The 24,750-nt window shown below is 66.9% G+C and carries 19 protein-coding genes; 5 read left to right on the top strand and 14 right to left on the bottom strand.

The window, feature by feature from the left end:
• Positions 1-166: 166 nt before the first annotated feature.
• Positions 167-1,066 carry a LysR family transcriptional regulator gene (locus FHT09_RS04770; RefSeq protein ID WP_184416866.1) on the top strand — a complete coding sequence of 300 codons (900 nt, stop codon included), beginning with the start codon at positions 167-169 and terminating at the stop codon, positions 1,064-1,066.
• A gap of 252 nt (positions 1,067-1,318) precedes the next feature.
• On the opposite strand, the gene FHT09_RS04765 is transcribed toward FHT09_RS04770, so the two are convergent.
• The 5 genes from FHT09_RS04765 to FHT09_RS04745 form a co-directional block, all read right to left on the bottom strand.
• Entirely contained in the window at positions 1,319-2,302 is a 984-nt protein-coding gene (locus FHT09_RS04765; RefSeq protein ID WP_104606117.1) for an aldo/keto reductase, read from the bottom strand.
• A 239-nt stretch (positions 2,303-2,541) separates the two neighbouring features.
• On the bottom strand, positions 2,542-3,222 hold the full coding sequence (locus tag FHT09_RS04760; protein ID WP_104606116.1) for a TetR/AcrR family transcriptional regulator: 681 nt from the start codon (positions 3,220-3,222) through the stop codon (positions 2,542-2,544).
• Positions 3,215-4,711, bottom strand: a complete 1,497-nt coding sequence (locus FHT09_RS04755) for an efflux transporter outer membrane subunit (RefSeq protein ID WP_104606115.1) — start codon at positions 4,709-4,711, stop codon at positions 3,215-3,217. The genes FHT09_RS04760 and FHT09_RS04755 overlap by 8 nt, the downstream gene beginning before the upstream one ends.
• 1 nt (position 4,712) lies before the next feature.
• On the bottom strand, positions 4,713-7,856 hold the full coding sequence (locus FHT09_RS04750) for an efflux RND transporter permease subunit (protein ID WP_104606114.1): 3,144 nt from the start codon (positions 7,854-7,856) through the stop codon (positions 4,713-4,715).
• Positions 7,857-7,872: 16 nt separating this feature from the next.
• Positions 7,873-9,099: an efflux RND transporter periplasmic adaptor subunit gene (locus tag FHT09_RS04745; RefSeq protein ID WP_104606113.1), complete on the bottom strand. Its 1,227-nt coding sequence runs from the start codon at positions 9,097-9,099 to the stop codon at positions 7,873-7,875.
• A 130-nt stretch (positions 9,100-9,229) separates the two neighbouring features.
• On the opposite strand from FHT09_RS04745, the gene FHT09_RS04740 reads away from it, so the two are divergent.
• On the top strand, positions 9,230-9,850 hold the full coding sequence (locus FHT09_RS04740) for a TetR/AcrR family transcriptional regulator (protein WP_104606112.1): 621 nt from the start codon (positions 9,230-9,232) through the stop codon (positions 9,848-9,850).
• A gap of 358 nt (positions 9,851-10,208) precedes the next feature.
• On the opposite strand, the gene FHT09_RS04735 is transcribed toward FHT09_RS04740, so the two are convergent.
• The 9 genes from FHT09_RS04735 to creB form a co-directional block, all read right to left on the bottom strand.
• Positions 10,209-10,703: a transcriptional repressor gene (locus FHT09_RS04735; protein ID WP_104535874.1), complete on the bottom strand. Its 495-nt coding sequence runs from the start codon at positions 10,701-10,703 to the stop codon at positions 10,209-10,211.
• Positions 10,704-10,718: 15 nt separating this feature from the next.
• Positions 10,719-12,122 carry a glutamate--tRNA ligase gene (gene gltX, locus FHT09_RS04730; protein WP_166774458.1) on the bottom strand — a complete coding sequence of 468 codons (1,404 nt, stop codon included), beginning with the start codon at positions 12,120-12,122 and terminating at the stop codon, positions 10,719-10,721.
• A gap of 67 nt (positions 12,123-12,189) precedes the next feature.
• The gene (locus tag FHT09_RS04725; protein ID WP_104606111.1) at positions 12,190-13,284 is read right to left on the bottom strand and encodes a DUF3616 domain-containing protein; all 1,095 of its coding nucleotides are present in this window, start codon (positions 13,282-13,284) and stop codon (positions 12,190-12,192) included.
• A gap of 136 nt (positions 13,285-13,420) precedes the next feature.
• Complete coding sequence (locus tag FHT09_RS04720; protein ID WP_104535877.1) at positions 13,421-14,305, bottom strand: carbon-nitrogen hydrolase family protein; 885 nt, start codon at positions 14,303-14,305, stop codon at positions 13,421-13,423.
• 46 nt (positions 14,306-14,351) lie between these two features.
• Entirely contained in the window at positions 14,352-15,002 is a 651-nt protein-coding gene (locus FHT09_RS04715) for a GNAT family N-acetyltransferase (protein ID WP_181141307.1), read from the bottom strand.
• Entirely contained in the window at positions 14,999-15,421 is a 423-nt protein-coding gene (locus tag FHT09_RS04710) for a hypothetical protein (protein WP_104606109.1), read from the bottom strand. The genes FHT09_RS04715 and FHT09_RS04710 overlap by 4 nt, the downstream gene beginning before the upstream one ends.
• A gap of 7 nt (positions 15,422-15,428) precedes the next feature.
• Positions 15,429-16,748 carry a cell envelope integrity protein CreD gene (gene creD / locus FHT09_RS04705; RefSeq protein ID WP_047126869.1) on the bottom strand — a complete coding sequence of 440 codons (1,320 nt, stop codon included), beginning with the start codon at positions 16,746-16,748 and terminating at the stop codon, positions 15,429-15,431.
• Positions 16,749-16,876: 128 nt separating this feature from the next.
• On the bottom strand, positions 16,877-18,325 hold the full coding sequence (gene creC, locus FHT09_RS04700; protein WP_104535881.1) for a two-component system sensor histidine kinase CreC: 1,449 nt from the start codon (positions 18,323-18,325) through the stop codon (positions 16,877-16,879).
• Between the two features lie 48 nt (positions 18,326-18,373).
• Complete coding sequence (creB, locus tag FHT09_RS04695) at positions 18,374-19,078, bottom strand: two-component system response regulator CreB (protein ID WP_181141304.1); 705 nt, start codon at positions 19,076-19,078, stop codon at positions 18,374-18,376.
• 34 nt (positions 19,079-19,112) lie between these two features.
• On the opposite strand from creB, the gene rlmJ reads away from it, so the two are divergent.
• From rlmJ to mfd, 3 genes are all read left to right on the top strand, one after another.
• Positions 19,113-20,021 carry a 23S rRNA (adenine(2030)-N(6))-methyltransferase RlmJ gene (rlmJ, locus tag FHT09_RS04690; protein WP_104606150.1) on the top strand — a complete coding sequence of 303 codons (909 nt, stop codon included), beginning with the start codon at positions 19,113-19,115 and terminating at the stop codon, positions 20,019-20,021.
• Between the two features lie 190 nt (positions 20,022-20,211).
• Positions 20,212-20,754, top strand: coding sequence for a GNAT family N-acetyltransferase (locus FHT09_RS04685; RefSeq protein ID WP_104606108.1), 543 nt, complete (start codon positions 20,212-20,214; stop codon positions 20,752-20,754).
• Positions 20,755-21,056: 302 nt separating this feature from the next.
• Positions 21,057-24,527: a transcription-repair coupling factor gene (mfd, locus tag FHT09_RS04680; protein ID WP_104606107.1), complete on the top strand. Its 3,471-nt coding sequence runs from the start codon at positions 21,057-21,059 to the stop codon at positions 24,525-24,527.
• Positions 24,528-24,750: the final 223 nt, after the last annotated feature.

Here is a 24,750-nt window from a genome sequence, read left to right as displayed (position 1 = left end):
GCACTGTAGCGCGCATGGGCGCAGGCACTATCCGGGCAGCAGCGCATGCACCTAGAAACACAGCGCATCAATGCGGCAATGACACCTCGGATTTGAAGCCGTCACGTACCATCGCGCATGATGCAGCGGCATGAATGGCATGCGCTGGAGTCGGCCGTCGCAAGCAATGACGCGGGAAAATCTCAACGATCTGCAGGTGTTCGTCACCGTGGCGCGCGAGGGCAGCTTCACCCGTGCCGCGGCGCAGCTGGGCGTCTCGCAATCGGCGCTGAGCCATACCGTGCGCGCACTGGAAACACGCCTGGGCATCCGTCTGTTGACCCGCACCACGCGCAGCGTGGCGATGACCGAAGCCGGCACACGCCTGTTCGACACCGTGGCACCGCGGCTGGAAGAGATCGATGACGAACTGTCCGCGCTCACCGACTTCCGCGACAAGCCGGCCGGCACCATCCGTATCACCACCGCCGGCCACGCCGCCGATGCCTACATCTGGCCGGCGTTGTCGAAAATGCTGCCCGACTATCCCGACCTCAAGATCGAGGTCACCGTCGATTACGGGCTGGCCGATATCGTTGCCGAGCGCTACGACATCGGCATCCGGCTGGGCGACCAGGTCGCCAAGGACATGATCGCAGTGCCGATCAGCCCGATGCAGCGCATGGCGGTGGTGGCGGTGCCGGGCTACTTCGTGCACCACACCATACCCGCCGTGCCGGCCGAGCTGGCACGGCACAACTGCATCGGCCTACGCCTGCCCACGCATGGCGGCTTGCTGCGCTGGGATTTCGAGAAGGACGGCCGCGAGGTCAAGGTGCGCGTGGGTGGGCAGTGGACCTTCAACGGCAGCAGCGCCATCCTGCGTGCCGCGTTGGCCGGCGGCGGACTCGCATTCTTGCCGGAAACCATGGTGCTAGAGCACATCGCCGCAGGCCGGCTACGCCGCGTGCTGGAAGACTGGTGCGACCCGTTCGACGGCTATTACGCCTATTACCCGAGCCGCCGCCAATCCTCGCGCGCACTCAAGGTGGTAATCGACGCATTGCGGCACGATCCGGCGCGTTGACACGCTCGTGTAGGAGCGTGCCTGCGCGCGACGAGGCGTTATCGGTAACGCTCCATCGCGCGCGGGCACGCTCCTACAACGGCGTCGGTTTGCGGTCGGTTTGAAGGGGTGATCGATGCGTTGCGGCACGATCCGGTGCGTTGACACGCTCGTGTATGAGCGTGCCTGCGCGCGACGAGGCTTATCGGTAACGCTCCATCGCGCGCGGGCACGCTCCTACAACAGCGTCGGTTTGCGGCTTGATCGCTGGAGTTACTTACCGACCAGCTTCTGTCGCTCCGGGCTATAACGCTCGCCGACAATCGCCACCGCATCCAGTGCCTGCTGGATGCGCGCAAGATCCTCGTTGCTCAAGGTCAATGCAGCGCCGCCCAGGTTTTCTTCCAGGCGCTGCAGCTTGGTGGTGCCGGGAATCGGCACGATCCACGGCTTGCGCGACAGCAACCACGCCAGCGCGACCTGCGCCGGCGTGGCGCCCTTGTCGGCGGCGATGGCCTGGATGCGTTCGACCAGCGCCTGGTTGGCCTGACGCGCCTGGGCAGCGAAGCGCGGCACCTGATTGCGGAAATCGTCCGCGGAAAATTGCGTGTCGGCCCGGATGGCGCCGGTCAAAAAGCCCTTGCCGAGCGGGCTGAACGGCACGAAGCCGATCCCGAGTTCTTCCAGCGTCGGCAACACGCCGGTCTCCGGCTCGCGCCACCACAGCGAGTATTCGCTCTGCACTGCCGCCACCGGCTGCACCGCATGCGCGCGCCGGATGGTGTCGGCACCGGCTTCGGACAGGCCGAAGTGCGTGACCTTGCCTTCGGCGATCAAGTCCTTGACCGTGCCGGCCACTTCTTCGATCGGCACCGCCGGGTCCACGCGATGTTGATAGAACAGGTCGATGTGGTCGGTCTTCAGGCGCGTCAGGCTGGCCTCGGCCACCGCACGGATCCGCTCGGGACGGCTGTCGAGCCCGGCATCGGCATGTCCGTCCTTGAAGCCGAACTTGGTCGCAATCACCAGCTGGTCGCGGTGCGCTGCCAGCGCCTCGCCCAGCAATACCTCGTTGGCGAAAGGCCCGTAGGCCTCGGCCGTATCGAAGAAGGTGACGCCGCGCTCCACTGCCGCATGCAGCAAGGCGACCGCCTCCCTGCGCTCGGTCGCCGGCCCGTAGCCATAACTCAGGCCCATGCAGCCCAGGCCCAGCGCGGACACCTGCAGCCCGCTGTTTCCCAACTGTCGTGTTTGCATCGTGTGCTCCCGCGGCAACGGCCGCATCCAATGAGTCGGCCGCAGGCGTCAATACCGCTGCAGCACCGATGCATCACGATAGCCGCGTGCCGCAGGCACATTGCACAGCAGGCGGTGCTAACGCTTATGAGCGCCCCTCATCAACGCGCGCGGTGCCTGCATTGCGCGGTGGATCGCCCACACGAGCGCCGGCAACGCGCCACCGACCACCCATCCATCGTGCTGCCCTGCCGCCGCCGCTAGAACCCGTGCGGTACTTCGCGCCTGCCTGTCTTCACCGCCGACGGTTGCGGCCGATACGCGCGCAGGAACAGCGCCACCGCACTGGCGACAGACGCGTGCTGCGCGGCGGCCGGTGGCTGCGACCTGTCGCCACGCATCGCCGCATTGGCCGGCATCCCGGTCATCAATCCGAAGAAATGCACCGAGGCATCCGGCAGACTGTCGATGACCAGGCTGCCCTGCTCCACTTCGCGCGCCAACACCGCACGCATCGTGGTGTCGTAGCGTTCGAAGCCCAGCGTCCACATCTCCTCGCGCACCTGGCTGGGCAGCGCCGGCGGCCGCACCAGGCCATAGGCAGCATCGCCCAGTGCATTGCTGGCCGCCATGCGCACGACCGCCTCGGCGATGGCGAGCAGACGCACAGGCAACGGCCCGCGCATGTTCAACAATGCCTCCCATGGATTGGGCGACTGGTGCGCCAGCGCCTCCAGAGTGGTACGCAACAGCACCTCCTTGGAAGCGAAGTGCACATACACCGTGGCCTTGGACACCATTGCGCGCTCGGCGATGCTGTCCATGCTGGTCTTGTCGAAGCCCTGGCGCGGAAACAGCTCGGCTGCCGCGCGCAGGATTGCGCCACGCTTGTCGTGCGGTGCGTGCCTGGGCGCTGCGGCCTCGGCAGCGGCGTCATCCACGTGGCTGCCCCGTCGCGGTCGTGGCCACCGCCGGGTCGGCCGATTGCAGCCAACCGCCGCCCATCGCCTTGTAGAACGTCGCCAGATTGGTGAAGCGCGACAGCTGCGTGGTGATCAAGGTCTGCTGCGCGCCGTACAGCGCGCGCTGCGCATCCAGCGCCTGCAGGTAGCTGTCCACGCCGCGTTCGAAGCGCGCCTGCGACAGCCGGTAACTGTCGGCAGTGGCATCGACCAGGGCCTGTTGCGCCTGCAACTGCCGGCCCAGGGTCTCGCGTTGGGCGAGCGCATCGGAAACCTCGCGGAACGCGCTCTGGATCGCCTTTTCGTATTGCGCCACCTGGATATCGCGGTTGGCCTTGGCCATGTCCAGGTTGGCGCGGTTACGCCCGGCGTTGAAGATCGGCAACGTCAGCGTGGGCACGAAGCTCCAGGCGCGGGTGCCCGAATCGAACAGGTTGGACAGGCTGCTGCTGGACGAGCCGGTCGATGCGGTCAGGCTGATGCTCGGGAAGAACGCCGCACGCGCCGCGCCGATGTTGGCATTGGCCGCACGCAGGTTGCGCTCGGCCTCCAGGATGTCCGGGCGGCGCTGCAGCAACTGCGACGGCAACCCGGCCGGCACGCTGGCCAGCACGTTGCCGTCCACGCTGGCGCCATCGGGCAAGGCCTGCGGCAACAACGCCGCCGGCACCTGCGTGCCGACCAGCAGCACCAGGGCATTGCGGTCCTGCGCCACCTGCGCGGTGTAGCGCTCCACATCCACGCGCGCGGTTTCCACCGTGGTCTGCGCCTGGCGCAGGCTGAGCTGCGAAGCCACACCCAGCTCGAAGCTGCGTTGCTGCAGGCGATAACTGTCGCTCTGGCTGCTCAAGGTGGACTGCGCCAGTTGCAGCAACTGCTGATCGGCCGCCAGCGTCAGATAGGCGGTGGCCACCTCGGCCACCAGGCTGATGTGGGCGCTGCGGCGTGCCTCGGCGGTGGACAGGAACTGTTGCAGCGCCTGTTCCTTGAGGCTGCGCACACGTCCGAACAGATCCAGCTCGTAGGCGCTGATGCCGATGTTGGCGCTGTAGGTGCGGAACACCTGCGGCTGGCCCGGAATGGCCAGCTCCGACGGCGTGCGTGCGTTGTTGGCGGTGCCGGTGGCCTGGATGGCAGGCAGCAGCGCAGCGCGCTCCACCCGGTACTGCGCACGCGCCACTTCGATATTGAGCGCGGCCACGCGCAGGTCGCGGTTGTTCTCCAGTGCCAGGGCGATCACCTGCTGTAGCGCGGGATCGGTGAACACCTGCCGCCAGCCGATGTTGGCGATATCGATCGCCTGCTCGGGGCTCGCCGTATCGGTGGTAGTGGATGCCGTCGCGAGCTCGGTGCCGGCAAAGCGCTCGGGCACCGGTGCGTCGGGCCGTGCATAGCGCGGCATCAGCGTGCACCCGGACAGCACGCTGGCCACCGCGATCGCGGTCAATGTCATGCGGATCGGTGTCATCTCAGTGTCCTGCCGGTTGCGGTGCGGGCGGAGTGGGCTGTGCGCGGCGCTTGAACAAGCCGCTGACCAGCACGAAGAACAACGGCACGAAGAAGATCGCCAGGATCGTGCCGGACAACATGCCGCCGATCACGGCGGTGCCCAAGGCGTGCTGCGCGCCTGCACCGGCCCCACTGCCAAGCACCAGCGGCACCACGCCCAGGATGAAGGCCAGCGATGTCATCAGGATCGGCCGCAGGCGCATGCGCGCCGCTTCCAGTGCCGATGCGACCAGGCTCTTGCCGCCCTCATGCAGTTCCTTGGCAAATTCCACGATCAGGATCGCGTTCTTCGATGCCAGGCCAATGGTGGTGAGCAGGCCCACCTGGAAGTACACATCGTTCATTTTCCAGGTCAGTATCGCGCCTAGCAATGTGCCAAACACGCCCAGCGGCACCACCAGGATCACCGAGAACGGAATCGCCCAGCTTTCATACAACGCGGCCAGACACAGGAACACGATCAGGATCGACAAGCCGTACAGCAGGCCGGTCTGGCCGGTCGAGGATTTCTCCTGCCGCGACAGCCCGGTCCACTCGAAACCGATGCCCAGCGGCAACTTGGCTGCCGCCGCTTCGACGATCTGCATCGCCTCACCGCTGGAAGCCACACCCGGCATCGCCATGCCCAGGATCTCCACCGACGGCACGCTGTTGTAACGCTCCAGACGCGGCGAGCCCGAACCCCAGCGTGCGGTGGCGAAGGCGTTGAACGGCACCATCGTGCCGGCGCTGTTGCGCACGAACCAGCGATCGATGTCCTGCGGATTCATGCGGTACACCGCATCGGCCTGCAGCATCACCTTCTTGACGCGGCCCTTGTCGATGAAGTCGTTGACGTAGGTACTGCCCCACGCGCTGGAGAAGGTGTTGTTGATATCGGCGATCGACACGCCCATGGCCTGTGCCTTGTGCGAGTCGATCTCCAGCTTGAACTCGGGCGTGTCCTCCTGCCCGTTCGGGCGCACCGCCACCAGCCGCTTGTCCTGCGACAGCTCGGCCAGCAGCTGGTTACGCGCCTGCATCAGGGCATCGTGGCCGAGGTTGGCGCGATCCTGCAGCATCAGGTCGAAACCGGTCGCATTGCCCAGTTCGGACACCGCCGGCGGTGCGAACGCGAACACCGTGGCATCGCGGATGCCGGCGAAGAACGCGGCGGCCTTGCCGGCCACCTCGGTGACGCTCTGGCCCTTGCCGGTGCGCTCGTCCCACGGCCGCAACTTGACGAAGGCAAAGCCCACGTTCTGGCCGGTGCCGGCAAAGCTGAAACCGGAGACCGCAAAAATGCCGGCGACCGAGTCCTTCTGATCGACCAGGAAGTGATGCTCCACCTGCTTGAGCACCTCGCCGGTGCGCGCATCGGTGGCGCCGGGCGGCAACTGCACCAGCACAAACAGCGTGCCCTGGTCTTCGTCCGGCAGGAAGCCCACCGGCAGCTTCATGAAGCCGACCACCACCAGCGCCAGCAACACCGCGTAGGCCAGCATGTAGCGCCAGCCCTTGCCCAGCATGTGCCGCACCACGCCCTGGTAGCCGTTGTTGCCGCGATCGAACACGCGGTTGAACCAGCCGAAGAACCCGGTGGTCGCCAAGCCATGGCCTTTTTCCACCGGCTTGAGCAAGGTGGCGCACAGAGCCGGGGTCAGGATCATCGCCACCAGCACCGACAAGGTCATGGCGGAAACAATCGTGATCGAGAACTGCCGGTAGATCACTCCGGTGGAACCGCCGAAGAACGCCATCGGCACGAACACCGCGGCCAGCACCAGGGCCACGCCGACCAGCGCGCTGGAGATCTGGTCCATCGACTTGCGCGTGGCGTCCTTGGGCGATAGATGCTCCTCGCCCATCACGCGTTCGACGTTTTCCACCACCACGATGGCATCGTCCACCAGCAGGCCGATCGCCAGCACCATCGCGAACATGGTCAGCGTGTTGATGGTGAAACCGAACGCCGCCAGCACACCGAAGGTGCCCAGCAACACCACCGGCACCGCGATGGTCGGGATCAAGGTCGCGCGGAAATTCTGCAGAAACAGGTACATCACCAGAAACACCAGCACCACCGCTTCGATCAGGGTATTCACCACCTGCTCGATGGAGATGCGCACGAACGGCGTGGTGTCGTATGGCTTTTGTACCTTCATGCCGGGCGGGAAGAATTTCTCCTGCTCCTCCAGGCTCTTGTCGATCGCGCGCACGGTGTCCAGCGCATTGGCACCGGTGGCCAGCTTGATCGCCAGCCCGGCCGCCGGCTTGCCGTTGTAGCGGCCCACCGTGTTGTAGCTCTCGCTACCCAGTTCGATGCGTGCCACATCGCGCAGGCGCACCTGCGAGCCATCGGACTGCGTGCGCAGCAGGATGTTCTCGAACTCCTCGGCGGTCTTCAGCCGGGTCTGCGCGGTGATGGTGGCATTGAGTTGCTGGTTGGGCACCGCCGGCAACGCGCCCAACTGACCGGCGGAAACCTGCGCGTTCTGCGCCTGGATCGCGGTGCGCACATCCACCGGGGTCAGGCTGAAATTGTTCAACTTGTTGGGGTCCATCCATACCCGCATCGCGTACTGCGAGCCGAACAGGGTGGTGTCGCCCACGCCTTCGACGCGGCTGATGGTCTCCTGCACGTTGGCAGCCACGTAATCGGACAGGTCCGAGTCGCTCATGCTGCCGTCTTCGGAAGTAAAGGCCAGCACGTTGAGGAAGTTGGCGGCCGATTTGGTCACCGTCACGCCCTGCTGCTGCACTTCCTGCGGCAACAACGGCGTGGCCAGCGACAACTTGTTCTGCACCTGCACTTGCGCGGTGTCCGGGTCGGTGCCGTTGTCGAAGGTCAGCGTGATGGTCACCGCACCGCTGGATTCGCTGGTGGAAGCCATGTAGCTGAGGTGGTCCAGCCCCTTCATCTTCTGCTCGATGACCTGGGTGACGGTGTCTTCCAGCGTCTGCGCCGAAGCGCCCGGATAGTTGGCGGTGATGGCGACGGCCGGTGGCGCGATGCTGGGGTATTGCGCAATCGGCAAGGTGGCGATGGACAGGATGCCGGCCAGCATCACGATGATGGCCAATACCCAGGCGAAGATCGGACGATCGATAAAGAAGCGTGCCATGACGTGTGATCCCGCCTCAGTTGGCCGCACGCGGTGCGGTCGGGGCGGGAGGAGTGCCGGCGGCTGCATTGCCGTCACCGGCGGCCTGCTTGCCCTTGGGCTGCCAGGGCACGGTCTTGACCTCGATGCCGTCGCGGGCGCGCGAGACGCCTTCGACCACCAGCTGCTCGCCGACCTTCAGGCCGCTGCGCACCAGCCACTGGTCGCCGACTTCGCGGTCGGTTTCCAGCACGCGCAGTTGCAGCTTGTGATCGGCGCCGACCACGAAGGCGGTCGGCTTGCCGGCGCCATTGCGCGAGACCGCCTGCTGCGGCACCAGCACGCCCTGCTCCTTGATGCCCTCCTGCAGTACCGCGCGCACGTACATGCCCGGCAACAACTCCGCATTCGGGTTCGGGAACACCGCGCGCAAGGTGATCGAGCCGGTGTTCTGGTCGACGGTGACATCGGAGAACGCCAGGTGACCCTGCAACGGATAGGTGCTGCCGTCTTCCAGCAGCAGCGACACCTTGGCCGCATCGTCGCCGGCCTTCTCCAGATCGCCGCGCGCCATCGCCTGCTTCAGGCGGAGCAAGGCCGCGCTGGGCTGGGTGACGTCGATGTAGATCGGGTCCAGTTGCTGGATGGTCGTCAGTGCGGTGGCCTGGTTGGCGGTCACCAATGCTCCCGGGGTGACGCTGGAGCGGCCGATACGACCGGAGATCGGCGCGTCCAGACGCGCGAAGGCCAGGTTGATGCGCGCGGTTTCCACGCTGGCCTTGCCGGCCGCCACGTCGGCCTCGGCCTGGCCCAGTGCGGCGGCGGTGTCGTCGCCGTCCTGTTGGCTGATGGCCCTGATCTGCACCAGTTCGGTGTAGCGCTCGGCCTTGAGTCTGGCGGTGCGCAGGTTGGCCTGCGCCTTGGCCAGGGTGGCCTGGGCGCTGGCGTAGCTGGCGCGATAGGTCGCCGGATCGATCTGGTACAGCGTCTGCCCGGCCTTGACGTCGCCGCCTTCGGTGAACTGGCGCGATTGCACGATCCCGCCCACCTGCGGACGAACTTCGGCAATCAGGTAGGGAACCGTGCGTCCGGGCAGCTCGGTGGTCAGGGTCACCGGCTGCGGCTTGACGGTCAGCACGCCCATTTCGGGTGTGCCCTCCTCCGGCGGCGGACCGCCCGGCGGGCTGCCGCAGGCACTGAGCAGGACGGTGGCAGCAACGGCAGCAGCGAGCAGGGGCAGGCGAAACGAAGCATGAGGACGCACGAGGAGGTCTCCGACGGGACGCAAAATAGTTAAATCTAAACGGTACGGTTCGGTATCCTAATAAGCGAATCCGTAGCCGTCAAGCATTCCTGCCCAGTCGGTATACTTAAGCACCCAAGGGAGCCAGTTGATGCGGGTCAGAACCGAAGAAAAACGCCACGCCATCGTGCAGGCGGCCAGCGAGGTGTTCCTCGAACTAGGCTTCGAAGGCGCCTCGATGTCGCAGATCGCCGCCCGCGTCGGCGGCTCCAAGCGCACGCTCTACGGCTACTTCCCGTCCAAGGAGGAGTTGTTCGTGGCGTTTGCCAAGGACATGTCCGACCGCTATATCGACCCGGTGCTGGACGCGCTTTCGCAAAGCAACGGCCCCGTCGCCGAGACCCTGCAGCGCTTCGGCGAGGACATCCTCAGCTTCCTGTGCGCGCCCAGCTCGATCACCATCTGGCAGACCATCATCGGCGTGTCTGGGCGGTCGGACGTAGGGGCGCTGTTCTTCACTGCAGGCCCCGAGGAAGGCCTGCAACGCATGGCCGGCTATCTGCAGACGCAGATGGATCGCGGCGTGATCCGCTGCGCCGACGTCCTGATCGCGTCAAGGCAGTTCGGCGGGCTACTGGAGGCGGAAACCCTGATGCCCTGCCTGTTCGGCGCACTGAAAGACCCCTCGTCCGAGTATCTGCGCGAGGCGACGCAGCGCGCGGTCGCCCTGTTCCTGGCGGGCTATGGATGCAAGAGCGCTGCCGCGGCGTGATGTGCGGTGGTGCTTGATACCTGGGGTAAGCGTTGGGTCGCTAGCGACCCCAGTGATGCGCGTGTATGGCACTGGTGCACGCGCGTACTGTTCGAGGCTTTGTCGGTGTGACAACAACAGCGCATCCGTCTGCAGCAGATTGCTGCGTCTGCGCACTGCCGGCAACTTGAGAGCCGCTAACAAAACTACGTCACGCCAGCTGATCTGCTGCATCGCTGCAGGCCCTTGCCCGCCTACTGTTGCGGGACACGCTGCAGGTACGTCCTTGTAAGCCCTTGCGCAGCATCCATGCCGCGTAAGGTCCCGCGACGGTTTGTTCGCCGCTCCAAGTGAACCGCCCTGCGTTGCCTGGCGATCCTTACTCGGCCACCGCGCACTTGGCGCACAGGCCATGCACTTCCAGCGTCTGCGCCTGCGGCTGGAAACCCAGCGCCTTGGCGCGCGCTTCCAGTTGCGCCACCACGTCGCGGTCTTCCAGCTCCACCGCGCTGTGGCAGCGGTCGCAGATCAGGAACGGCACCGAGTGCTGGGCACTGTTGGGGTGGTGGCAGGCGACGAAGGCGTTGACCGACTCGAGCTTGTGCACGAAGCCGTTGGCCATCAGGAAATCCAGCGCGCGGTACACCGTGGGCGGGGCGTCGGCACCGACGCCCTTGCCTTCGCGCACCCAGTCCAGCAGTTCGTAGGCCTTGACCGGCTTGCCGGCGTCGGCGATCAGCCGCAGCACATTGGCGCGGATCGGCGTCAGCCGCAGGCCGCGCTCGCTGCAGGCCCGCTCCACCGCGCGCACGAAGCCGTTGGCGTCATCGACGTGGTGATGCGGTGCAGTGCAGGCGTGTTCGTTGGTCTTCATCACAGGCTCCGGCGGTCAGCCCGCCCCTATCTTGATGAGTGCCGCATCGATGCGTTTCAAGGCGCCCTCGCGTCCGGCCAGGTACACCGTCTGCGAAATGTCCGGGCTGACCTGGGTGCCGGTGATGGCCACGCGCAGCGGCTGGGCCACCTTGCCCATGCCCAGCTCCAGCGCGGCGGCCGCGTCGTGCAGCGCGGCCGAGACGGTCTCCACGCTCCATTCGCCCTGCGCCGCCAGCAGTTCGCGCGCCTTGCCCAGCGGCACCTCTGCGCCCAGCTTGAGGTGCTTCATCACTGCCGCTTCGTCGTAGGTTTCCAGCGGCTGGTACCAGACCACGGCTTTTTCGGCCATTTCCTTCAAGGTCTGCACGCGCTCGCGCAGCGCCACCACCACATCGGCGGCGGCCGGGCCGGCGGCGACGTCGATACCCAGCCTGGCCAGCTGGTATTCCAGCTGTGGGGCGATGCTGGCCGGGTCGTCGGTCTTCAGGTAATGCTGGTTGACCCAGCCCAGCTTGGCCATGTCCAGCCGCGCGGCCTTGGAATTGACGTCCTTGACGTCGAACAGGTCGAGCAATTCCTGCCGACTGAACAACTCCTGGTCGCCGTGCGACCAGCCCAGACGGGCCAGGTAGTTGATCAGCGCATGCGGCAGATAGCCGGCGTCCTTGTACTGCATCACGTCGGCCGCGCCGGTGCGCTTGGACAGCTTGGCGCCCTGCTCGTCCAGGATCATCGGCATGTGCGCGAACTTCGGCACCGGCGCGCCCAGCGCCTGGTAGATGTTGATCTGGCGCGGGGTGTTGTTGATGTGGTCGTCGCCGCGGATCACCTCGGTGATGCCCATGTCCCAGTCGTCCACCACCACCGCGAAGTTGTAGGTGGGGAAGCCGTCCGGGCGGAAGATCACCATGTCGTCGAGCTCGCTGTTGGCGATCTCGATGACGCCCTTGATCAGGTCGTCGAACACCACCGTGCCGCCGGCCGGATTCTTGAAGCGGATGACCCGGTTGGGGTCGTCGCGGTACGGCAGGTTCTGCTCACGGGCGGCACCGTTGTAGCGCGGCTTCTCCTGCCTGGCCATCGCGGCCTCGCGCATGGCGTCGAGTTCGTCGCGGGTCTCGTAGGCGTAATAGGCCTTGCCCTGCGCCAGCAGCTGCTCGGCGACCTCCCTGTAGCGGGCGACGCGCTGGGTCTGGTAGATCGGGCCCTCGTCGTAACCCAGGCCCAGCCATTCCATCGCCTCGAGGATGGCGTCGATCGCCTCCTGGGTGCTGCGCTCACGGTCGGTGTCCTCGATGCGCAGCACGAACTGCCCGCCGCGGCGGCGCGCCTCCAGCCAGCAATACAGCGCAGTGCGGGCGCCGCCGATGTGCAGGTAACCGGTGGGGCTGGGGGCAAAACGGGTGCGGCAGGTCATGGAGCGCTCGGCAGAACGGGGATCGGCCGATTTTACCTTGACCAGCGCAGAGCTGCCCGCGCCCGCCTCAGCGGTTGCGCAACAGGTCGCCGTAGACCACGTCATCGCCGCCGCCGCTGCGCGCCGGGCCGGGCGCGTCGTACAGCACCAGCCAGCTGGGCGTGTCGCCGGCCAGGTGCCTGGGAAGATTGCAGATCGCCTCGGCGCGGTCGCTGTCGGTGCCGTGCGGCAACACCGCCGATTCCAGCAGCTCGTGCTGAAAGCGCGCCGGCGCCTGGTTGGCGGCCAGCACCGCACGCGCGCCAGGCCATTTGAACAGGCGGATTTCGCCGTTCAGCACCATGGTCGGGCCGGCCAGCAGGTACAGGTCGTCGCCGGAATAATGCAGGTCGCGGATGCCCAGCCCGCCCAACTGCAGGAAGTGCTTGCGCAGCAGCGCGCCGTCTTCGTCCAGCGGCACCAGCCGCAGATGGTCGCCATGCGCCTGGACCCGGATCTCCAGCAGCGCCGACCAGCCGCGTAGCACCGGCCCGCGCAGGCCCAGCAGCAGGCGCTCGCCATCCACCACGATGCCTTCGATGTCGAAGCCGTTGTCCTTGCCGGGGATCTCCAGGAACGGGCCGAAGTGCGGGTCGTCGGCCAGCAGGTCGGTGAGCTGATTGTGTCTGGCATCGCCCTTGAGCCGCAGTGCGCGACGGCCGTCGGCGGCTTCGCGTACCAGGCGCGGGGTGCCGTCGGCATCGCGCTCGATCGGCAGGCAGGCCAGCAGGCGACGGTTGGCGTCGAGCTTGAGCTTGGTCAGGCGCTTGGCGTTTTCGGCATCGTCGCGACTGCGCTTGGCGTTCTTGCGCTTGAGCCCATGCGAGCCGATCACCCACAGCAATCCATCCGACAGCGCCATTCCTTCCAGATCCGCCTCCTCGGCCGCCTCGCCGGGCAGATCCAGCAACTCGGCCAATGCAAAGCTCTGCCCGTGGCCGAAGCGCAACGTCTCGTGCTGCACGGGGTCGAGCCTGCGCAGGCGATCCACGGCGCAGGCCTCGTCGCCGGCCACCCACAGCCAGTCATCGGTGAAGGCCGCGCCGGACAGATTGCTGTGCACCCGCGCACCGGGCGCGAACTCGAGACGGACGCTGTGCGGAATCAGGGTTTTCTTGGCCATGGGAACCTGGTGGTTGGTGCAAGGGATGCGAGTGATGGCCGGCGCAGAACGGTCGGGGCGTACGCGTGGCGCGATGGGTCGCGGGCACCGACTGCGCTCGCCTGATGCTGCGCGCAGTGGCTGGCCGCGCGCCCGGTCAGTCGAACGTGGCCAGCCTGGCACGCACGAGCTGAGCGCCCAGTTGACCGACCCAATCGCGATCGTTGGCGACCTGGGCCTGCGCGCGGCTGGCCTCGAAGGCGGCAAAATCCAGCTCCGCATACGCCCACACGGCAGTGCCCTGGGTCTGTACCAGCACGCCATCGGCCGGGAAGCCGACATCCATCGGTGCGAACACCGCCGCTTCGCCGGTATTGACGTCCAGCGCCGGGCTCCACGGCGCTTGCCCGGCCGTGACCGATTGCGCGACGAACACGCGGTTTTCCAGCGCGCGCGCCAGGCAGCCGACGCGCACCCGCATCGCCCCGGCAGCGGTGTCGGTGCAACTGGGCACGATCAACAGCCGCGCGCCGGCCTCATATTGCGCGCGCACCGGCAGCGGAAACTCGCTGTCGTAGCAGATCGCGATCGCCGCACGCACGCCGTCCAGGTCGAACACCTTCAGCGCATCGCCCGGCTCGATCAGCCCGGTGGCCTTTTCGAAGCCGGTCAGCTGCAGCTTGTCCTGCCAGCCGTGCCGGCCATCGGGCGTGAACCAGTCGCTGCGGTTGCGGTAACGGCCCTGGCCCAGGTCCAGCAGAAAGCTGCCGGCAACCAGATGCAGCCGATGCTGGCGCGCCAGGCCGGCAAACAGCTCCAGCCACGGCGCACGCAGCGCCTGGATCGCCGCCAGCGACTCCGGCAATCCGGCAGAAATCTGCGTATCGAAGGTCGCGCCCAGTTCCAGCGCCAGATACTCCGGCAGCACCAGCAGGCGTGCGCCGGCGGCGGCAGCCTCGCCCACCAGCGCGGACTGGCGTGCGGCGAACGCGGCGAAGTCGGCAGGTTTGCCGATCGGGTACTTGGCGACGGCAATTTTCATCTGCTGGCCTGATTGCGATTGATCGATGGCGGAAGAAGTGACTCGGTCACGGCGGCAGTGGCCGCGTCCACACCCGCAGACTGTGGTCGATCTCGCCGTGTTGCAACTCCGCCCACGCCAATTGCACGCGCATGTCCGGTTGCGGTGCATAGCCACGCTTGCGCCAGAACACATCGTTGGGTCGGTGATCGGCCGGCCTGCGCGGATCGTCCTGCGCGCGTTCCACCGAACAGAACGCGGTGAGCGCGAAGCGGCCCAGTGCGCGCGCATGCGCCTCACGCTGGTCGAAAAATGCGTGGCCGATTCCCTGCCCGCGATACTCCGGCAGCAGTACCGATTCGCCTAAATAGAACACGCTGGCCGGCTCGATGCCGGCCGCACGAAACGGCGCATGAAAGGCCTCGCTGTCGTCGAGCAGCGGCAGCCCGGTGGAGGCGCCGATCACCGCATCGCCATCGCGTGCCAGCACGAACACGCTGTCCGGCGAGGCCGCGTAGGCGGCCAGATAGCCGCGCTCGTAATCGGCGTCGCCTTCGTACAGGTATGGCCAGGCGCGGAACACCGCGATGCGCAGTTGCGCCACCGCAGCCAGATGCGGCAGTACCTGCGCGCCGCGCACCGTTTCGACGATCGGGGAGGAGCCGCTCATGCCGGCCATGGTAAGCCAGCCTGGCGCAGCTGCGCTGCCGTGGGTCAGCGCAGCCAGCCGCCATTGCCCGGAGCCGCCGCAGCCGGCTGCTGCCACAGCAACCACACCGCCGCCTCCTCGCTGGCCAGCAGCACGCCGAGCAGTGCATCGGTGCTGCGCGCCCAGTAGCTGCCGTTGCTCAACCGCTGCCACGGCCCGTAGCGCCGCGGACGCATGCTGTCTGTCTCCACATCTTGCCGCTGCGCCGCCTGCAGGAACCCGCTGCCGCCCAGGCGCAATGCCTGCGCGGTGCCCGCATGCAGGCGCAGGCCGATCACCCCCCGGCGTCCGTCGCGGCGCAGGGGCAAGGCCGACAATGGCGAAGCTTCCCAAGACTGCGGCAGCGCTGCGGGAAGCAGCGCCACCGTGTCGATCCCGGCGGGCAGCAAGCGCTGCGCCCGCCGGTGCAACTGTGCGTGAGCGCGCATGCCGGCCTCAGCGCAGGCTGTTGCCAAGCTCGTACCAATCGAGCTTGCGGGTGACCCACATGATGCTGGCCAGGATGCCGAACAGCAGCAGCGATCCCATCAGCAGCGCGTTGTCTTCGGAGATCAACAGGCTGTAGAGCACCCCGTACAACGCGGTGAGCATCGCCGAGAACCCGGCTGCACGCACCCAGCTGCGCAACACCCCGGACAGATAGAAGAACTGCAGGCCGATACACGCCGCGGCCGAGACCAGATACGCCTGCCAGAACGCGATGTGCTCGGAAAGGCTCAACAGCAGCAGGAAGAAGATCGCCAGCGCCAGACCCACCAGCAGGTATTGCAGGGGATGGATCGGCAAACGCTTGATCAACTCGAACAACACGAATGCCACGAAGGTCAGCACCACGAACAGGATGCCGTACTTGCTGGCCCGGTCGGCCTGGGTGTACACGTCCACCGGATCGACCAGCCGCACTTCCAGCGTATCCAGCGCCGACTGGCTGGACTGCAGCTGCGTCTGCGCACCGGTTGCCAGCGACGACAACGACCAACTCGCATCGAAACCGCGCTGGCCGATCGTCGGCGCATTCGGCAAGAAGCGCCCGCCAAACAGCGGATGCGGCCAGGCCGAGCGCAGGGCGATGTCGTTGTTGTCGGCAATCGGTGCGATCGCCAGGCTGCGGGTGCCATCCAGCACGAAGGACATCTCCACCAGGTTGCCATCGCCCAGCGTGCCGGCCAGCGCATCGCTCAACGGCTGCAGATCGGCATGGATACCGGCCGAGCGCTCCGCCAGGCCGCCGGCCCCGCTCTCCAGCGGCAAGCTGCGGCCGTCCACCCGCAGGCTCGGCGTGCCGACCAGGCCGCGCACATCGGAAATGCCCACCGCCAGATGCGGCCGACCATAGCTGCGACCGGCCACGGCCGGATAGGCGAACGGGTCGAACTCGGCCTTGAGCCCGGCCTTCCACGAATACACCTGCACGCGGAACAGGCCGATCTTGCGCTCGGACGGAGTGAGCTCGCCGCTCAGGGTGAGCGTGCGCGGGGTCTGCAGCAGCTGGCCCTCGCGCTTGCGCCAGACCTTGCGCGGGTTGCCCTGTTCGTCGGGCTCGGTGACCTGCACGTCCTCGGTAAACGGCAGCACCCGCACCGGCGCGATGAACTGCTGCTCGCCGGCCTTGCTCTGCGCCACCCGCTCCACCGCCTCGTCGCGGTAACGCGCACGGTCCTGCACCGTGCCGCGGATCAACAGCAATGGAATCAGCAGCAACAGGATCAATCCGCCAATGGTGGCGAAGCGCAACAACAGTTTCAGGGATTTCATCGACCTTCCTCAGTCTGGGAGGTCGCCAGGGTGCGGTGCGCCGGTGTCGGGGATTTGAGGCGAATTTGAAGCCAATGTGAAGTGGATCATCGGACGGCGACTCGGTCGTGCCGGGCCGAAGCCTTGCATCAGCCAGCCGGCAGCCGCAGCGTCGCCAACGCGCCGCCGCCCTCGCGGTTGCCCAGCGTGGCCTCGCCGCCATGCAGGCGCGCGACTTCGCGTACGAACGGCAGGCCAAGGCCGGAGCTGCGTTGTCCGGTCTGCGGGCGGGCCAGCGAATAGAAACGCTCGAACACCCGTTCCAGTGCGTAGTCCGGCACGCCGCTGCCGCGGTCCTGCACTACCAGCTGCACCTGCCCCTTGAGTACCTGCGCACGCAGCTGGACGGTGCTGCCCTGCGGTGAGAACGCGATGGCATTTTCCAGCAGGTTGATCAGCGCCTGGCGCAGCAGGAATCCATCGCCCAGCACGGACTGCTCGCGCGCTGTAGCGGATGCGGCATCGCTTTCAAGCAGCACGCCGGCCGCTCTCGCACGCGGCAGCACCGCATCCAGGACGGCCTGCAGCAAGCCAGCCACCGCGATACGCTCGCGTGTCTGCAGCCAGCCGTGCTGTTCCACCTCGGCCAGTGCGAGCAGCTTGTCGATGGTCTCGGTCAGGCGCAGCTCCTGCGCGCGGATGCTGGCGACAAAGTGCTGGCGATCGGCTTCCGGCAGTGGCTCGCTCAACAATTCGGACGCACCCCGGATTGCCGCCAGCGGGCTCTTCATCTCGTGCGTCAGCGACTGCACGTACTGCTCCACGTAGGCCTTGCCTTCCAGCTTGCGCCGCATGCTTTCCAGCGCCTGGCCCAGGTCGCCGATTTCATCGCCGCGCGGTTTGGGCGGCGGCACCGGTACGCCCGCACTCACCGCCTGCGCGTAGCGATTGAGCCGGCCGATGCCGCGCATCAGCCACCAGGTCATCCAGATGCCGATCAGCGCGGAAATGCCGATCAGCCAGGCACCGCGCTGCAGGATGTTGCGCTGGCTGGCCTCGATGAACGGGTCGATGCTGCGATTGGGCTGCGCCAGCGTCAGTACGCCGATCAACCTGGCCGGGTCATTCGGCGCATAGATCGGCGCGGCCACATGCATCACCGTGGCGGTCGGGTCGCCATCGACCTCGGGGCTGGAGCGGGCGCCATATTCGCCGCGCAAGGTGCGATAGACATCGTTCCAGCGCGAGTTGTCGCGGCCCACATCGCGCCCCAGCGAATCGAACACCACCACGCCGCGTGCGTCGGTCACGGTGACGCGGTAGGCCACGTTGTTCTTGCGGAACCGCCACACCCAGGCCTTGGGATCGCGCCGCTGCGCCTGCGCCAGGTTGCGCGCGAAACTGCCGTTGGCGATGGTGCCGGCAGCCAGCTCGCCGCCGGCCATTTCCGCCAGTACATTGGCCGCATCCACCAGCGTGGATTCCATCGCCTGGCGCACGCCCGGCTTGACCTCGTTGACGAACACCCGCATCACGAAGAACGCGGCCAATCCGACGATCAGAAAGAAGCCCAGAAACAGCTTGAGACCGAGCCGCATCTCAGGCCCCGGCCGGGAGAACAACGTGACGCCTGCGCTCGCCCATGGCTACAGCTCCAGCGCGTAGCCGAGGCCACGATGGGTGCGGATCGGGTCGGCCGGCACGCCGGCCTGGCGCAACTTGCCGCGCAGCGTCTTGATATGGGTGTCCACGGTGCGGTCTGCGCTGTCGGCAGCAGCGTCCCAGCCACGGTCCATCAGCTGCGCGCGGCTCAGGATCGCGCCGGGGCGCTGCAACAGCGCCGACAGCAGCGCGTACTCGTAGCGGGTCAGCGGCAGCAACGCATCGCCGTAACGGATGCGGCTGCCCTCGCGATCGATCGCAAACGCGCCATGCGGCTGCCAGCCAGTGTCCGCCACGGCGGCCACATTGCGACGCCGCAGCCGCGCGCGCACCCGCGCCACCAGTTCGCGCGGGGAGAACGGCTTGGCCATGTAGTCGTCGGCGCCCAGTTCGAAGCCGAGCACGCGGTCGATCTCGTCGTTGCGCGCGGTCAGGAAGATCACCGGCACATCGCTGAAACCACGCAGCGCGCGGCACACCTCAAAGCCGTTGATGTCCGGCAGGCCCACGTCCAGCACCACCACGTCGGCCGGGTCGGCACGCAGCCGCGCCAGCGCATCCCGGCCCAGCAGGCAATGCTCGGGCACATAGCCTTCGCTGCGCAGCGCGTACAGCACCGTATCGGCAATGGCGGCTTCGTCTTCGACGACAAGCACGCGGGCGGGGGACTCGGACATGGCGCGCAGCATAGCCGCATGCTGGCGCGGCCCGTACACTGCCGCGATGAACTATCGCCACGCCTTCCATGCCGGCAACCATGCCGACGTGCTCAAGCACATCGCCTTGCTGGCGCTGATCGACACCCTCAAACGCAAGGACACCCCGTTCTTCGTGCTCGACACCCACGCCGGGCGCGGGCGCTACCAGCTCGGCGGCGAGGAAAGCCGCAAGACCAACGAGGCCGATGCCGGAGTGATGCGGCTGATGGCCGAATCGACCCTGCCCGAGGTGGTCGAACGCTATCTGCGCGCGGTGCAGGCCGACAACCAGGGCGTCGCCCGTCCGGCCACGCCCGGCCAGAAGCCGGCACGCCCCACCGCCGGCATCCAGATCAACCATTACCCCGGCTCGCCGCTGCTGGCAGCGCAGGCGCTGCGCGAACAGGACCGCATGGCGTTCTGCGAGTTGCAGCCGGAAGAGGCCGAGGCGCTCAAGCGCCTGTTCGCCAGGGACAGCCGCGTGCGCGTGCATGCCGGCGATGGCTACGAGGCGATTCGCGCCTTCGTGCCGCCGCGCGCGGGCGAAACCAGGATCGGCCGCGGGCTGGTGCTGATCGACCCGCCGTACGAGGCGCAGGAGGCCGAGTACCCGCAGGTCATCCACAGCGTGCGCGAGACCCTGGCGCGCTGGCCGCAGGCGATCTGCATGGTCTGGTACCCGATCAAGCTGCGCCGCAGCCTGCAGCCGTTCATGCGCAAGGCCGCCACGCTGCCGGCCAAGTCGGTGCTGGTCGCCGAGCTGCAGGTGCGCCCGGACGACTCACCGCTGCGCCTGACCGGCAGCGGGTTGCTGATCGTCAATGCACCGTGGCAGTTCGACCAGGTGCTGGCGCCCGCGCTGCCGGTGCTGAGGCAGCATCTCGGCGAGGCCGGCGCCTCGACCCGGCTGGAGTGGCTGCGCCAGGACGCCTGAGTCATCGGTGGCGGCGCTTCCTCGCGCTGACAAACGCGGCGCCACACTCACGACTGGATCACAGTATCGCTCGGTACAGTGGCGAGGGAAGCAATGCCACCCCCTGACGGCCCCAGCGGCGCACCGGATTCGTTCACGGTCGTGCCCTGGGCGGGTGCCAGAATCTTCCGATCTTTAAGGAACACCGGTCATGGCCATTCGTAATCGCATGCCTCCTTGGCATGAAAATTTCAGCCTGCCCAATGGCCGCACCCTTCTGCTCCGCCCGATCCGCCCCGAGGACGGTCCGCCGCTGCAGGGCGCTTTCAGCCTGTTGGGACCGGAGGAAATCCGCGCGCGCTTTGTGCGTTCCTCCGCCGAAATCACCCCGGAGATGGTGCAGCGCCTGACCCATCCCAACCCCAAGAGCGAAATCGTGCTGGTGGCCGCCGAACAGCTGCCGCCGGGCGAAGCGCTGGTGGGCGCGGTGGCGCGCGCGGCGCTGGTGCCAGGCACCCGCCAAGCCGAGTACACCATCCTGGTCAGCAGCTTCGTCGCCGGCCAGGGGCTAGGACGGCAGCTGATGCGCAAGCTGGTCAAGTGGGCACGGCGCAAGTACCTGGATTGCCTGTTCGGCGACGTGCTGCAAAGCAATATGCCGATGCTGCAGCTGGCCGAATCGCTGGGCTTCAAGCCGCAGCCGCATCCGGAGTCGCCGGAGCTGGTGCGGATGGTGCTCGAGCTGGATGCCTGAGGGCTGGGATTCGGGATTCGGGATTCGGGAATCGGTTTAGAGCAGGATCTGCGGATTGGCTGCAGGGCCCTTGCCCGCCCACCCTCGCAGGACACGCCGCAAGGACGTCCCTGTAGGCTCTGGCGCGGCATCGATGCCGCTCAAGGTCCCGCGACGGTGAGCGGGCAAGGACCTGTCGGGATGGTCGGTATGTATCTGGCGGGAGCGCCGCATATCCGACCAACGTGGCGCAGGTAGCTCGACGCCGGCTTTCACGCCGGATGGACCGGCCGCGGTGGGTGCTCTGATAAAATTACCGGCTGATGCCGTCGCCAACCACCTTCCCCTCCCCGCCGCTGCCCAAGTCCGGCCAGCTCCGCGCATATTGGCGCGCTCCGTCTTCGCCGACCGCACTGGCCTGGTCGATCGCACGCGCCGCCGAGGCGCATGCGGGGCCGTTGCTGGTGATCGCCCGCGACAACCAGAGCGCGCATCAGATCGAGGCGGATCTGCATGCCTTGCTCGGCGAGCAGACCACGCTGCCGGTGGTGCCGTTTCCCGATTGGGAAACCCTGCCCTACGACCAGTTCAGCCCGCACCCGGAAATCATCAGCCAGCGTCTGGCAGCGCTGCATCGGTTGCCTGCACTGACCCGTGGCGTGGTCATCGTGCCGGTGCAGACGTTGATGCAGCAGCTGGCGCCGTTGAGCTACATCGTCGGTGGCAGTTTCGATCTCAAGGTCGGGCAGCGGCTGGATCTGGATGCGGAAAAACGCCGTCTGGAAAGCGCCGGTTACCGCAACGTCCCGCAGGTGATGGACCCGGGCGATTTCGCGGTGCGCGGCGGCCTGCTCGACGTGTTTCCGATGGGCGAAGCCACGCCGCTACGGATCGAGTTGCTGGACGAGGATATCGACTCGATCCGCGCATTCGACCCGGAATCGCAACGCTCGCTGGACAAGGTCGAGGCCGTCAAGCTGCTGCCCGGCCGCGAAGTGCCGATGGACGATGCGAGCGTGGAGCGCGTGCTGGCCTGCCTGCGCGAGCGTTTCGACGTGGATACCCGGCGCAGCGCGCTGTATCAGGATCTGAAATCGGGCCTGGCGCCGTCGGGGGTCGAGTACTACCTGCCGATGTTCTTCAGCAAGACCGCCACCTTGTTCGATTATCTGGACAAGCGCGTGCTGCCGCTGGTCGCCACCGGCGTCTCCAACGCGGCGGACACGTTCTGGGCGCAGACACAGGACCGCTACGAGCAGCGCCGCCACGATGTGGAACGCCCGCTGCTGACGCCGGACGAGTTGTATCAATCGCCGGACGCATTGCGCGAGCGGCTCAACAAGCTGGCGCGTATCGAAGTCTGGGCCAGCGATCATCCGCGTATCGACGAGGCCGCCGCACTCGGCGACCAGCCGTTACCGCCGCTGCCGGTGGCGGCAAAAGACGCACCGGCCGGTCAGGCGCTGGCCTCGTTCCTGGGCCATTACCCTGGCCGCGTGCTGGTGGCCGCAGATACTGCCGGTCGTCGCGAAGCCTTGATGGAAGTGCTGGCCGCCGCGCAGTTGAAGCCGGAGGTGGTCGCCGACCTGCCCGCCTTCCTGGCTGCGCCCGGGCTGCGCTTCGGCATCACCGTGGCGCCGCTGGAAGACGGCTTTGCGCTGGACGCCCCGCAGATTGCGGTACTGACCGAGCGCCAGCTGTTTCCCGAGCGCGCCAACCAGCCACGCCGCAGCCGCCGGGTCGGACGCGAGCCGGAAGCGATCATCCGCGATCTGGGCGAACTGTCCGAAGGCGCGCCGATCGTGCACGAGGATCACGGTGTCGGCCGCTACCGCGGGCTGATCGTGCTCGATGCCGGCGGCATGCCCGGCGAGTTCCTGGAAATCGAATACGCCAAGGGCGACCGGTTGTATGTGCCGGTGGCGCAGCTGCATCTGATCAGCCGTTATTCCGGCGCCTCGGCCGAGACCGCGCCGCTGCATTCGCTCGGCGGCGAGCAATGGACCAAGGCCAAGCGCAAGGCGGCCGAAAAGGTCCGCGACGTGGCGGCCGAATTGCTGGAAATCCAGGCCCGCCGACGTGCGCGTGCCGGTCTGGCCTTGCAGGTGGACCGAGCGATGTACGAGCCGTTCGCGGCCGGTTTTCCATTCGAGGAAACCGCCGACCAGCTGGCGGCCATCGATGCGACGCTGCGCGATCTAGGCAGCAGCCAGCCGATGGACCGCGTGGTCTGCGGCGACGTCGGCTTCGGCAAGACCGAAGTGGCCGTGCGTGCCGCATTTGCCGCGGCAAGCGCCGGTAAGCAGGTCGCCGTGCTGGTGCCGACCACGCTGCTGGCCGAGCAGCATTACCGCAATTTCCGCGACCGCTTCGCCGATTACCCGATGAAGGTGGAAGTGCTGTCGCGCTTCAAGAGCACCAAGGAAATCAAGGCCGAGCTGGAGAAGGTCGCCAGCGGCGAGATCGACGTGATCATCGGCACGCACCGGCTGCTGCAGCCGGACGTCAAGTTCAGGGACCTGGGCCTGGTCGTGGTCGACGAAGAGCAGCGCTTCGGTGTACGGCAGAAGGAGGCGCTCAAGGCGATGCGCGCCAACGTGCATCTGCTCACGCTCACCGCCACGCCGATCCCGCGCACGCTCAACATGGCCATGGCCGGCCTGCGCGACCTGTCGATCATCGCCACCCCGCCGCCGAACCGGCTGGCGGTGCAGACCTTCATCACCGCCTGGGACAACACGCTGCTGCGCGAGGCCTTCCAGCGCGAGCTCAGTCGCGGCGGGCAGCTGTACTTCCTGCACAACGATGTGGAAAGCATCGTGCGCATGCAACGCGAGTTGTCCGAACTGGTGCCGGAAGCGCGCATCGGCATCGCCCACGGGCAGATGCCCGAGCGCGAGCTGGAACGGGTGATGCTGGATTTCCAGAAGCAGCGCTTCAACGTGTTGCTGTCGACCACGATCATCGAGTCGGGCATCGACATCCCCAATGCCAACACCATCATCATCAACCGCGCCGACCGCTTCGGCCTGGCCCAGTTGCACCAGCTGCGCGGCCGCGTCGGCCGCTCGCATCACCGCGCCTATGCGTACCTGGTGGTGCCGGATCGTCGCTCGATGACCTCCGATGCGGAGAAGCGCCTGGAAGCGATCGCCTCCATGGACGAGCTCGGCGCCGGCTTCACCCTGGCCACGCACGATCTGGAAATCCGTGGTGCCGGCGAGCTGCTGGGCGAAGACCAGAGCGGGCAGATGGCCGAGGTCGGTTTCAGCCTCTATACCGAGTTGCTGGAACGCGCGGTGCGCAGCATCCGCCAGGGCAAGCTGCCGGACCTGGATGCCGGCGAGGAGGTTCGTGGCGCCGAGGTCGAGCTGCACGTGGCCTCGCTGATTCCCGAGGACTATCTGCCCGATGTGCATACGCGCCTGACGCTGTACAAGCGCATCTCCAGCGCACGCGATGCCGATGCGCTGCGCGAATTGCAGGTGGAGATGATCGACCGCTTCGGCCTGCTGCCGGACCCGGTCAAGCACCTGTTTGCGATTGCCGAGCTCAAGCTGCAGGCCAATGCGCTGGGTGTGCGCAAGCTGGACCTGGGCGAGAATGGCGGCCGGCTGGTCTTCGAGGCAAAACCGGCGATCGACCCGGTCGCGGTGATCCAGCTGATCCAGAAGCAGCCCAAGATCTACACCATGGACGGCCCGGACAAGCTGCGCATCAAGCTGCCGCTGCCGGAAGGCGCCGACCGTTTCAACGCCGCACGCGGCCTGCTGACGATGCTGGCGCCGAGATAACGAAGCTCCCGGGGCGGTGGCGCCTGCTTTGCGCACCGCTCTCGGTCATGGAAGACGCAAGGACGGGTCGATCGCCTTGCAATTGCGGGGCGGAGTGAACCCGGTCCAGTGCGGCATTTCACTACGCGCAGCACCTTGCGATGCCGGTGCGTGACCGCTGCTGCCTGTTTCGTGTGCATTCCCGGCAGCGGCGGCGCACCCATCCAGGCCGCACGCAGGAAAA

This window comes from Xanthomonas sp. CFBP 8152 (assembly GCF_014199025.1).
GTDB lineage: Bacteria > Pseudomonadota > Gammaproteobacteria > Xanthomonadales > Xanthomonadaceae > Xanthomonas > Xanthomonas arboricola_B.
This window is presented reverse-complemented; position numbering and strand designations above follow the sequence as displayed.